This is a genomic window from Microvirga medicaginis (genome assembly GCF_052658925.1).
On record NZ_JBQWEL010000031.1, the window covers coordinates 32,316 to 45,198 of the forward strand.

The 12,883-nt window shown below is 65.2% G+C and carries 5 protein-coding genes; all 5 read right to left on the reverse strand.

Annotated features, from left to right (window positions below):
- Positions 1-12: 12 nt before the first annotated feature.
- The gene (locus ACUXUR_RS25010) at positions 13-7,644 is read right to left on the reverse strand and encodes an LPD23 domain-containing protein (RefSeq protein ID WP_445505059.1); all 7,632 of its coding nucleotides are present in this window, start codon (positions 7,642-7,644) and stop codon (positions 13-15) included.
- On the reverse strand, positions 7,645-10,305 hold the full coding sequence (locus ACUXUR_RS25015) for a lytic transglycosylase domain-containing protein (RefSeq protein ID WP_445505060.1): 2,661 nt from the start codon (positions 10,303-10,305) through the stop codon (positions 7,645-7,647).
- On the reverse strand, positions 10,305-10,841 hold the full coding sequence (locus tag ACUXUR_RS25020) for a virion core protein, T7 gp14 family (protein WP_445505061.1): 537 nt from the start codon (positions 10,839-10,841) through the stop codon (positions 10,305-10,307). Before ACUXUR_RS25020 ends, ACUXUR_RS25015 begins: the two co-directional genes overlap by 1 nt.
- 2 nt (positions 10,842-10,843) lie before the next feature.
- Positions 10,844-11,311, reverse strand: a complete 468-nt coding sequence (locus ACUXUR_RS25025) for a hypothetical protein (RefSeq protein ID WP_445505062.1) — start codon at positions 11,309-11,311, stop codon at positions 10,844-10,846.
- The coding region (locus ACUXUR_RS25030) for a phage tail protein (RefSeq protein ID WP_445505063.1) at positions 11,301-12,883 on the reverse strand (1,583 nt) is incomplete at its 5' end. The genes ACUXUR_RS25030 and ACUXUR_RS25025, both read right to left, overlap by 11 nt.

The following is a 12,883-nucleotide window of genomic DNA, read 5'->3' on the forward strand; positions in this document are numbered from 1 at the left end:
TCTGTCAACATATTATCGGCGGGAGAACAGGAAGTCCCGCACCTGCAGATCGTCCTCCTCCGCATGGCGCCAGACGTTGTTCACGGTCGTGGTCGCCTGCCCGATCGGCAGCCCCAGGAGCATCCCGAGCGTGTCGGCGGAGTTCTTGACCACCACGCGCGGGCTCGCCTCCGAGCCCTTCGCCAGTTCCTTGCCGGTCTTGACGGCGGCATTCACCATGCGGCCGGCCGGCGAGGGATTGGTCTCGAACCCGAGATCGACGAAGGACGCGGCATCCCGCAGGATCGGGATCGTGCCGAGCGGATAGAGCGCCACCTTGGCCGCCGCCCATTGCGCATAGGCGAGCCCCGTCCCCCTCTCCTCCTTGTCCTCGTCGTCCGGCCCCTTGCCGGTGATCAGGTCCGCCATCACGGCCGGAATCACGACGAAGAACATGGCACGGGCGAACACGTCGAAGTATTCGCGCGGTGCCCCGCCCTCGCGCGCGATCCTCTTCGCATCCCGCCCGAGGCTCCACAGGTTGTTGAACAGGATGTTGAACGGCCCGTAGAACATCGTGAACGGCTGCATGCGCGGGTCGACCTGGATCGAGCTCACGTCCTTGGTGCCGCCGGATCCTTGAGACAGACGCACCGCCCGGTCGCCTGCCTCGATCGCGCCCTGCTCGTCCGCCGGGAACTCGGCAATGTGCTTGTTGTAGCCCGCGAGCCAGGTCGGCACGGATACCCAGCGGTCGGCAATGGCAATGCCCATGAAGCCGATGCGCTGCATCTCCGCCAGCGTGCCGCTCTTGCCCTCCAGCTTGGCGAGGCCGAGCCGGATATCGCGGTCGATCGAGCCCGCCCGGTGCTTCATCTCGGAGGACTTCGAGAACGCGAACTCTTCCACGGCGTTCCGCTTGTCGCCCCAGGACGGACCGGCGAGCCAGTATTGTTTCATGGCTGAGGCGAGCGGACCCACGCCGACGCGGCCAGCGGACGGCCCGAAGCCCGCAAACTGCGTGAGCACGGTCGTGAAGCGATAGGCCAGGGCATAGATCCCGGCATTCGTGCGCAGCCGTCCCAGCACGCGCTGGAAGGCGTTGAAGTCCGCCCCCAGGTCGTCGCCGTGCCAGATGCGCTTGAGCCATTTCTTGAACTCGTCGTGGAACGGTTGCCCGAGATGGTCGCGGATCACGGTCGCGATCTCCGGGTCCATGACGATCTTGTTGACCTCCTTCACCGCCTCCCAATGGGTGATGTCGTGCACCACCTTTTCGATGTGGCGGGTAATCACGTCCAGCTTTGTGGAAAGCGGTTCGCTGTAATCCTCCACGCGGGTTTTCAGGTAGCCGGCCTCGCGCCCGAGCCGCGCGAATTGCGGGTCCATCTTGAGGTCTTCCTTGGACATCAGCCGCGCCGACACGTCGACCGCCTGCGCGTTGTCATAGACCAGGGGATAATAGCCGCCCTTGTAGGTGCCGTGCGGCGTCACCACCTCGCGCGCCTCCACCTTCACCGGCTCCAGGCCCGTGAGGCGCTTTTCGAGCGCGGAGGCTTCCGGCCACAGGGAATTGATCTGGTCCCAGATGGTCTGGATCGCGTCCCAATCCTGTTTGGTCAGGACGGCCAGCACCTCGTCGAGCTTCCCTTGCGTGTCGACGCCGCCGCCTTGCCGCAGCCGCTCACCCTTCAAGAGACGATCGAGGTTCGATTCCGTGCCTGTGTTGAGGGCGAGCGCGAAGATTTCCGACTTCTTCAGGTTGCGGTCGAACGACTTGAAGTAATGGTTCTCCGCCAGATAGCCCTTCGGGAAGCTGTCCCACACGGCCAGGATCGGCGCCATGACCTTTTCGCGCAGATCCGCCTCACGCCGCTGCGCCTCCGCCATGGGCGCCCACAGATAGCGCCGCCACGGCCCGTTGATATCGCCGCCGTCGAGCCATTCGATCACCTGTTCCATGCGCGCCATGACCGCCGCCGCGCCGAGAACGTTGAGATTGAAGGCCTCCCACCTGTTCGGATTGAACCCCTCGATTTTCTTGCGCGCGTCGACGTTCGCCTGAGCCGAGGCCGTGAGCTCGTCCTTGACGTTCTGGAAAGCCAGCGCCTTGCGGTTCAGCAGGAGCTTGTTCTTGAGCTTGCCGAGGTGCTCGAGATTCTTGACGCTATCGACCACCGCCCGCAGGTCGTCCACGGTCAGGTCCTTGTAGGAGACCGTTGCCGCCTCGTCCCTCAGATGCTGCGGAATCGCGATGGCCTCGCCCGCCACTTCCTTCTCGCGGATGAACTCCGCCAGGGCCTTGCGTTTCGCGATCGTGCGCAGGCTCGTGCCGGGCCGCATGTCGAACCGCTCCAGCAGGCCCTCGATCTGATCGAGATAATCCGGGTCGACCGCCGCCGGACGCTTGCGGTTGCCGAACCGGTTCAGGTAGCGGGTCGCGCTCTCGACTTCTTCCTTGGCCCGTCGCGCCTCCATGGCGAGGTAATGGGCGAAGAGCTGCCGCCGCTTGTGCTCCGCCGCTGCTTTGTAATCGCCCGCCAGCATGGCGGCTTCGGCATCCCTGGCCGCCTTGGCTTCCTGCCTTGCGTAGAGCCCCACGCGCGTGGCGTCCGCCACCTTCTTGCCCGCGATGATGTCGCGCGCCATCCGGGCCGCCACCTGGCGCGGCATGGGGTTCTGCACGCCGCCGCGCCGGGACAGCACGCGCATTTCGGTCTCGATGAACTCCGCCCGCTTGTCGTTGTGCATGGCGGCCACCGCCTCGTCCGCCCGCCGCGCCTGATCGTTCAGCAGGTCGCCGTAGCGGTCGCGCATGCGAAGGTTCACCTCCTCGGTGATCGCCCGCGCCATCGGAGGAGCGGAGAGCAGGTCCTGCACCAGCGCGTCGCCGCTCTCATAGCCGAACGCCTCCGCCAGGATATCCGGATGAACCGGCGTCACGTCCTTGCGCTTGTTGGTCGCCGGATCGGCATAGACCGGCGGCACGTAGCGCGGCAGGCGCGTGAGCACGCTGTCGCCGTAGCGGTCGACCAGATAGGCGCGGTCGAGCACCAGGCGCGCGCCCGGCACCGTCACGTCCTCGGAAATGGCCTGACCCGTCCGCAGGTAATGCGTCACCTGATAGACCGGCATGCGGGAGAACTCCGCCACCACCTCCGCCCGCACGGCTTTCTTGTTCTCGTTCCACTCGCGCGTGGTTTCGCGCTTCACGTCCGCCAAGAGTTTGGCCTGATAATCCGCCTTGGCCTGCTCCGTCGCCTGATCGGCCAGCTTGCGATAGGCCTGGAACTCCGCCTCCTCCATCCCGGCTTGAGCCGCATCCATCCAGCCGCGGAATTCCTTGGCGTTGGCCTGCGCGTTGATCTCCTCCTCCGTCGCCAGCATGCGGTCGAACACGGCGCGAATCTCAGGCGTCACGTTGACGTTCAGGCGCGTAATCTTGCGATAGATGAAGGTGAGCCACGCCCGGAAGCGGGCGAACGCCGAGCGGAGAGATTCGGATGGGGCCTTGCCCTCGAACAGGTAGGCCTCGAAGCCGCGCGCGAATTGCTCGTGCGCGTCAACCGTTACCGTGTCGTCCTTGAGCCCCAGCCAGTCCTTGATCGCCTGCCAGTCGTCGACGAGGGCCTGCGGTGCCCCTTCGCGCAGCGCCATGTCGCGCGTCACCTCAAGGAAGAAGTGACCGCTCTCGTGCAGGAAGGTGGACAGGTCCGCCTTCTCGAACAGGTTGATGATCGTCCGGCTCTTGTCCTGCGAGAACTGGATCGATCCGCGCTTGTCCGCACGCGGGCCGCCGAGATCGTCCTTCTGGAACAGCACCCGACCGTTGAAAGATGCGACCACATCGCCTACAGTAAGGGTGCGGTCTGGTGAAGGCTGCTTAGACGCTGCCCCGGCAGTTTCGGCAGAGATGCTACCGCCAGACCGCACCTCGTACCCTTCAAGCTGGTAGGCGATCGCGTTGCCTCCACCGTCGACCCGGTAGCGCAATGCCACGCTATAGGTCTGCCCGTCGATCTCGATTGCGCCCGCCGCATAGGCATAGGACAGGTTAGAGCGGCCTTGACGGTCAGGCGCGGTGTTGTAGATCCGCGCCGTGGCCAGGAGTTCAGGCAGAGCGCGAACGGCCACGGCCTTGAGTTTGCTGCCACGGTTGGACGACAACGCCTTGCGGGTCTGTTGAGAAATGCGGATCTCGCGGCCGTCCGGTCCCGTGACCGTGCGGCCCTGCAGGTTCTCCTTCAGCCATGCGATTTCTTCCTGCCACGTCCCGACGCTCTCGACCAAGTACCCGGACTTGACGACCTCAACCGGCGTATTCGGATCGGTCGAGACCTGCACAAGCGGATTGGCGGCAGATTCCCCAGGAGCCCCCACCGACCGCATGGCCTCGCCGTGCGTATCCGTGCGCGCGATAATGATCTGCTGATCGTCCGGCACGTCCTGCGTCCAACTCGGCGTGTCGACGAATTCCCCCGCCTGCCGCAGCCGGTCGCGCTCCTCCACGTTGCGCGCTTCCACCTCGCCAGCAATACGGCGGTAGTATTCGTACCGAGCGGCCTGGACTAGCCTCTGTTTGGCGGTCAGCAGTTCGTCCGCAGGCTTGAGGGCCGATTGTTGCGAGAGGCGCCGCACCTCCGCTTGGAGCCGTTCGACCGCCTCACCCTCGTAAATCTCTCCCATGTTCAGATCGCCGCCAGGCGCGAACCCTTCCGTTCCCTGGATCCAGTGGGCGACCTCGTGCAGCAGGACGGAGCGCAAGGCCGCCTCAGTGGGGGCCTGCGCCTCGATCTCGCCCGTGTCCGGATAGAACGCGCCGGACTCCTTGCCCCCGAGCACAAGCGTCACTTCGGCATCAGCCAGTGCCGGATAGGCCCGATAAAGGTTCGGATGGCTCAACACATCGCCCAGCCGTCCGGCATAGGTCCGCCGCCCGTCCTCGTCGGGGTCCGGGTCCGTGAACTTCGACGTGTCCACGGTCGCGTCCGTGTCGGCAATCTCGAAACGCCATGCGCCATCGACGCCCTGGAACCACCCGGTGGCCTCGAAGATCTCGTCAGGGTAAGCCCCCTCCGCCTGCATGCGCGTGGCTTCGTACAGCGCCGGGACTTCCGCCGTGCCGAGACGTACTGCGGCTTGAATGCCCGCGAACTGAAACAGCGCCCCCTGCTCCGCATCCTGATTGATAACGGATTCCAGCTCCTGCCGGATCGCCTCGTTACTCAGCGACTGCACCGGCAGGCCCAACTCGTCGAGGGTCCGGCCCATCGTGTCGAGCCGCGCCAAGTATTCCGACGACAGGTCGACCGCTTCCGGCGTCAGGCCGTCCTTGTAAACCGGCGAGCCCGCCAGTTCGTTGTCGATCGCACTCAGCAGGTCGTCGATCGACGGACGTTCCTCCGCGAACTGCGGGAAGTATCCCGCCTCCCACGCCGCCAGCGCAGCGTCGTCGAGATTCAGCCCCTTTCCGTTCTTGGCCAGCAGCGTGCCGCCCACGTCGCGCGACCGCAATTCGCCGCCGCTGTCATTCAACCCGCCCTTGGACCGCAGGAAGGTGGACAGAGACGGCCCCAGCGCCTTGCGCCGTTCCCGGTCGATCGCCACCTCACGGCCCGCGCGCAGGTCGTCGAGCAGCAGGTCGAGATCGTCCGTGCTCTTGTATGACAGTTGCTCCGGGAACGCGAAGCGGATCTCCACGCCCCGGTCCTGATACAGTTGGAATGCATCGCCGCCTGTCTTTTCGGCCAGCGTCGAGAAGAACGCCTGCCATACGGTCGCGTATTGCTCCGCCACGTCGAGCGAGCGCCCGGCCGCCACCGCCTTGTCGCGCACGTCCTGAAACACCGCCTCGCCCGGAGCCGATCGCGCCTGCTCGCCCTTGAGCCGGTCGAGATCCTCCGCAAGCAACTGCTCGCGCGTCTCGGCCCACGCCTCGTTAAAGGCCTGCGCCTCGGCTTGCGTCATGCCTTCCGGGTCCATGCGGATATGCGGCACCAGCGCATCCCCGAACGGGGTGGCGGCCAGCTTCGTCGCATAATCGGACAATCGTATTTCTACATCGCCGCCGGTCAGCAGCGCGTCCCGGTAGCTGTCCCCGAATCCGGTGAAATCCGTCAGGTCCGCAGGATTGACGTTGAAGCTCTGGAACAGTTCGTTCAACTGCTCCACGGGCACATACACGGCTTTGGGACTGTCGCCGCTCGCCGCCTCGAAGGCTTCCTTGAACGCCTTGGGGTTGTTGGCCCGCAGCGTGCTATCGGCCACGGTCTCGTTCAGGGCCGTGAACAGATCGACCGTCCGTTGCGCCCGCTTGGCCTCGGAATAATCCTTCGCCACCCGCGAGCCCCCGAGCAGCGGCCCCATCACGGTCATGGCCTGGGCCGTCTGCTTGGCCGTATCAAGCAGCCGCTCGCCCCACTCGCCCGCCGTCAGCGGCGTGAACTCGCCCTCGCTCGCCTGCTTCGCCAGTTCCCCGGCGAACATGGTCGTGAACTCCTGCAGAACTTCCGTTCCGACTTCCGCCCCGACGGTCTCACCGAAGCCCTTGGCGAAATTCGTAAACATGTCGCGGAAGGCCGGACGCTTCAGGGCCTCCTTCAAGGCCGTGCGCCCGAACAGGCCGACGCCCTTGCCGACGCCGGGAATCTGCTTCGCCATGGTCTCGAGGCCGAACATTTCCAGGCCCGCGTTGACCGTGCCGGCCAGCACCGACGCCACCTTGACGGCAGCCGGATCAAGCGGCTTGCCGGTCTCGTCGCGGAATTGCGAGAACTCCCAATAGGCCCCGCCCGCCTCAAGCTCGTAGGCCTTGAGCGCCGCCCCTGCCGTCGCGCCAGCCGGTGCGCCGATGGTGAGACCGACCGATGCGCCGGCCAGAGCACCGGGGATCGCCCCAACGCCACCCGCCGCCGCGCCGCCGACCGCGCCCGAGACGCCGCCGATGGTGGCGCCCGTGGCACCGCCCGTGGCCGCGCCCTTGAACCCGGCCCCGAGGGACGCCAGCGTGGAGGGCAGCATTTCGGCAAAGGACGGCAGTGCCCCGGTCAGGAATCCGCCCGTGTCGATCTCGCGCGACGGGATCGCGTTCAGGCGCTCGCCCTCTTCGATCAGGTCAGGCGTGGCCTTGCCGGACAGGATCGCCGCGCCGATCTCGCCCAAGCGGACCTGCCGCTGGCCTTCCGAGAATTTGCCGCCCGTCGCGCCGAACAGCCACGGCAGGCCGGACAGCCGGTCGAGTTCGTCGACCTTGAGCAACGCCGCGTTGTCACCCTGCTTGAACCATTCCCGCAAGCCGGGATTCTGCTCCAGCGCCCCGCGCATCTTGGACACGGTTTCGCGCTTCTGAAGCTCGGGCAGGTTGGAATAGACGTAATCAACCGGGATCTCGTCCCGGTCCGCGATCAGCTTCGACCAGCCGTATTTCTCGGGGTCGACCTGGGCCGCGAGCTTGAGCCCCTGCGAAACCTTGTCATTTTCTTCCTTGGCGATCTCTTCCGCCAGGCCGTCGAATTCGGACGCCGCGGGCAGGTTCGGCAGGGCCTTGCCTTGGCCCGCAGGCTCGAAGGTGGTCGCCGCGCCGAGACTGGTTGCCTCGCTGAGTTGACGCGTCCGGTTGGTTTCCTCTTGGGCCACCTCTTGGGCGAACGCGTCGAACTCAGACATTTACTCACCTATGCGTAAGGGATATTCGCGACGTAACCAACGTGAATATAGCATAGGCAATTCTTTGTCATCTGGCACCCTTTGAAGCGCCTTTGCCATGGCACTTTTGAACGAGTTTATTTTGTCAGACGGAACTGGCACCGGACGACCGGTCGAAGCCGTCAATATTTCGTTGTATATGTTGACCGCTTTTGTCGGCGTCGGATCGTCGCCGTAGAGCCTGCGGTGCGTCTGGCTGATCTGCTGCAGCGCCGGGAGGGGGATATCCTTCGGCTCCGAGGCCGCCTCGAACACGCCCGTTTCCTCCCCGATCGGCGGCAGGTTGGAGGCGAGCCGCTGCTCGTTCTCGGCCGCCGTGCCCATCTCGAAACGGTACTTGTTGCCGCTCGTGCGCCAGCCTTCCGAAACCGGCGTCGACAGCGCATCCACGATTTTCTGCACTTCTTCATTTGTGGCTTTGCGCTTCTGCGCCGCCTGCAGGGCGGAAACCTCCTGCTCCAGCCGCATGAAGAACAGCCCGGCCCGCGCCTCGTTCTCAGGCTTGGCCCCGTCCTTGCCCGTGGTGGCGATCCCCATCTTACCCAGCGCCATGTTGCCCAACTCTTTGACGGTCAGGATTCCGGCCCCTTGGGTGATGTCCCGGATGCCCTTGCGCGCGTCTGCCTGCTTCTGGGCGAAGAACCGCAGATGCTCGCCCGACAGCTTGTTGGCGTAGTCCATCAGGTTGAAATCGTCCGCCGTCAGATCTTCCGGCTTCATCTGGGACAGCTTGTAATAGGTCGCCTCGTCGGTCTTGTCCTGCCGCCGCTCGCGCCGGTCGACGAACTCCTCCATGGATTTGATCACCTGCGGATTGTCCGCCACCAGGGCGGAATAGACCTCGGGCGGCAGGTCGGTTGTATCGCCACCCTGGATCACATGGGCCCAGCCGGTATTCGCAACCTCTTTCAAGACTGACTTCTTCTCGCGCTCGCGCCGGGCGATATAGGCGTCCACCTTGCGCTGGATCATGATCGCGTTTTCCGGGTCGGCTTCCGCCGCGGCTTGAGCCTGCGCCCGCAATTCGTCCGGGTCGAAATCGTCGACGCGCACGCGCACGGGCTTGCCGGCTTCCGCCGCATCCGGCACCGGCTGGACGGCGGTTGCGGCCGGCGCCTCATCGTCAGTCGGCGGCGCAATGAACGGCGTCAGCGAGGCTGCAGCCGAGGCCGCGCTTGTTTCGGCCAGGGCTTCCGCCGCAGGAGCTGCCGCCGGATTGCGGGCACCCGAGGCGAACGCCGCCATGTTGCCCGGCACCGGGAGGCCGTTCAAGGTCGCGCCCGGATCGATCACCGACTGGCCGCGCGTGGCAACGCCGGTCTGTCCGGTGAACTGCGCATCGCCGCCGCCACGAACGAAGTTCGCCATGATCTTGCGCACATAGGGCTCCGTCTCGGAGCGTTTCGGCAGGACCGAATAGGGATCGGGGTTGCCCGCGGCCTTGGCGTTCACGAACTTGTCGGCATTGCGGGGCCCGGCATTGTAGGCCACGAGCGCCGCCTCGATGTCGCCGCCGTAGCGGGTCAACTGCTCCTGCATGTACCAGGCGCCATGAGCGAGGTTTACCGCAGGGTTCGACTTGTAGAATTCCTTGATCTCGGCATCCGACATGCCGCGCAGATTCGTGCCGTCCTTGATGTTGTCGGAGATATACCGGCCCGTCTCCGGCATCACCTGCATCAGACCGGACGCGCCGACGGGAGATTCCGCGCGCGGGTTGCCGGAGCTCTCCTGCTGCACCATGGCCCGCACGAGTTTCGACCCGGCATTGCCCGCCCCGCCGATGATCCGGTTCACGGTCTCTTCGCCGCGCACCCGGCGCATCGGCACTTCCAGCGCCCGCTGGATCTCCAGATGATCGCCGCCCTCAATATCGCCCTTGTGCGCTTCGTAATAGGCCTGCGCGCCCTTGGGGTCGTCCGACAGCATCCGGCCCACAATCGACTTGTGCACGCCCGACACGGCCACGCGGGTCTTGTACTGCAGCACTTCCGGCGGAGCCCCGACGTTCGACGCCACCACCGCGCGCCGGATGTTGTCGATCTCGCCCGACACGATCTCAGGCTTGTCGAAGGCGTTGACGGCGTTCAGGGTCGCGGTCTTCACGCTCGCGTCCTGCGCCTCGGACTGAAACTTGAGCCGGTTGTCCGCCTCGTGCTTCATCGCCGCCGTCTCGTAGTTCGAGCGCGAGCGCGTGCGGATCTGGTTGAATTTTTCCTGCAGGCGCGGATCGGGCAGCGTACCGACGATCTGCTTGTAAACGTCGTCCTCGAGCGTGGCGAAACGACCGGCCACGCCCATGGCCTCGGAGCCCTGCGTCGTGAACAGCCCCTTGCGCACGGTGCCGTCCGGGCCGGTCTCGTCGGAATACAGGGCCGCATTGATCCGGCGGGAATATTCGGCCTGCGCGTTGAGCAGCAGCGCCGCCTGATCCTTTTCCTGTTCCTGCTCCGCGATTGCCGTAAAGACCCTCCCGGTGCGCTCCAGATCGTTGGCGGCCCCCTGCAAGGCCCGCCCCGTCGCCGCCCCGAAATCGTCCGGGCTGGCGGAAATGCGCTGATACTGATCCGGCGCGGCCGCGTCCCGGACCTGCCGGCTGTCGTAAGTGGGGACTGTTGGCATTATCCGATCTTCCCGACGCTAGAGCCCATGCGATACCATTTGTCGGCCACGCCCCCGATCCCGGACACCACCGAGCCGACGGCACCGATCATCCCGGCCGTTTTGGCGGATTTGGCGCTGGCGCGGTTCAACTCGGCTTCGGCCCGGAAATTCATGCCCTGCGCCTGGTGGCCCTTGGCCTCGCGTTCGGCGTTGTTGCGGATCGTGAGCGCGTCGAGCTCGCCCATCTGCGCCGTGTCGGCCAGGATGTCGAGCGGCGAACCGGACGTGAGATCCAGCCCGTTCGCCGCCATGACGGCCGATTGCCGGCCCTGGAGCTGCGCCACCTTGCGGCGGTGTTCTTCCTCCGCCACCTCGCCGCGCTTCCTCGCGTCATCCGCATTGCGCTGTGCCAGAATGGCGTTGTTCTCGTTCACCGCCGCCTGATACTTGTTCGCCGCCGCCGTGGCGTTGCCCTGCTGGATCGCGCCGACCGCACCGACCGCAGCCGAGGCCACGGACGCCATCATGCCGAGAGAGACCGGATCAACACACATTGTCAGACCCCCATGGTGAAGCGGTGGAACAACCGCCCGAGCGGGCCGTGCGGTTCTGCATCATGAATTTTAAAGCCCAGCCATGCAAGCCAGCGCACCGCTTTTTCGTTGCGCATATCAACCCAATTTTCCAGCTTAGGCGCTATAGATATGAATTCAGATATGTAAGCCTTATTGCGGCGCAGGAATGCGCGCTCATGCCGTTCGAGCAGCGGCGTCCCCACAAGCCAGGGTCGCCCCCATTCCGGCGTCAGCGTCGAGGAGCGCGACACCCCGAAGAGGCAGGCCGGCACGCCATCGACCAGCCCGACCCAGGCCCGCAGGGCGCTGTTCATGGTCGCGGCCAGCGCATCGGCAGGGGGCAGCATCGTCTGGGCCAGGCATTCGCGCCGGTCAGCCTCGCGGATGTTGGCGACGATGGCTGAGATATCCTCCGCCGTCGCCGGGCGTACCTCGATCCTAGCCCGCATAGTCGATATCCGGCGAGATCGACAGGATGGTGGCCGGCAGCGGATAGCGTTGACGGATGCACACGCCGCCGACCCGGTTGTAATCCGAGGGTGCCGGAATGCTGTCCGATCCGGTCACGAGATCTGGCGCCTCGCCGTAATCCTCGAAGCTGCGCGCCTTGAACTCGTTCATGTCGTCGAAGGAGGCCCCGACCTCCAGCCCGCTCGTGTCCTTGACGCCGATCGTGACCTCGCCCACCGCCTTGATCACGCCATCGGTCACCCGGTCGCCCAGCGTGAACGACAGGGTCTCGAGGAGGCTTTCATAGGCGAGGCCCAGATGCACGGTCGACGCCGCGAACGGCAGGGTGACGGAGCCGCCCGCCACCGTCAGTTCGCCGTCCATGCCGACCACGGCCCCGTCCGCAAGCCCGACCACCTGCCGCCCCTCGAGGTGGACCATGCCGGAAAAGGTCGTGACCGCAGGCCCGGAATAGGACAGGCCGGAATCGACGAAGAACGCCTCGGCACGGGTCGCGGGCCGCATCGGGTTCATGCGCTCGATGTAGCGCCGCCAGGTGCCGCCGATGAAGCGCCGCACCACGAAGTAAGGCACGTCGATATCGTTCTCCTGCACCACCGCCACGCTCTCGAAGGTGCCGTCAGTGGTGTGCTGCGCCCAGCCCCAGACCTCATGCTCGCGCATATAGGTCAGCGCGTTCACGGTGCCGTCGTCCATCACGCACCAGATGATCCCGTTCGGGTAGCGTTGATGCGCCCATTCGCGCACCTTCTTGGCCTCGAAGAGATGGTGCGACAGGATGGTGAGATCGGAGCCGCCGTAATTGTCGCTCTCGAATTTATAGCCGAGATCGCGCACCTGCTTGCCGTCGCGCAGCACAAAGAGCACCTGATCGCCCGCCACCATGGGCGGCACGTCCCCGATGCCGTATTCGGATTGCGCGTCGAACTTGATCGAACTCGGCGTCAGGATTCCGTTGTCGGGACCGCTCACGCGCCACTCGCCGGTCTCGGTGAAGATCAGCAGATCTTTTAAGGCGATATAGTGCCGGATCTTCTGCAGCTTGCGCGCCGCGATCGTGAATTCCAGCGCGTCGTTGTCCTTGGCCGGACGCGAGGCGGTGAAGTTGCTGTAATTGCCCGAGACCGAGCCCCAGGTCGTCTGCGGCTGGCTGATTGTGCCGCCGAACAGGCGCCGCTGCTGGAAGATCGCGGAAGCGCGCGGATACTTGCCCGAGCCGTTGAACGGGTTCTTGCCCGTGGGCGGCGATTGCTGCAGGTCCGGCTTATAGTTCTGGTCGCGGAACGTCGTCGATTCCGTCGTGCCGATCAACCCGTAATAGCCGTTCTCGATCTTGTAGACGTTGTAGAACAGCGCGCCCGCGACCGCGTTCCAGTTGATGACGTTGTAGTTCGCCGGATAGAACCGGATGTCATTGTTCGTCGAGACGGCGGCGCTGCGCACCGTCTCGGCCCCGTTCTCCATCACGGCCGTGACCGCATAGGAATAGGTCGTGTCGACATAATAATCGTTCGGGTTCTCGCCGGCCGGTGCAGACAAGGCCATGCTGA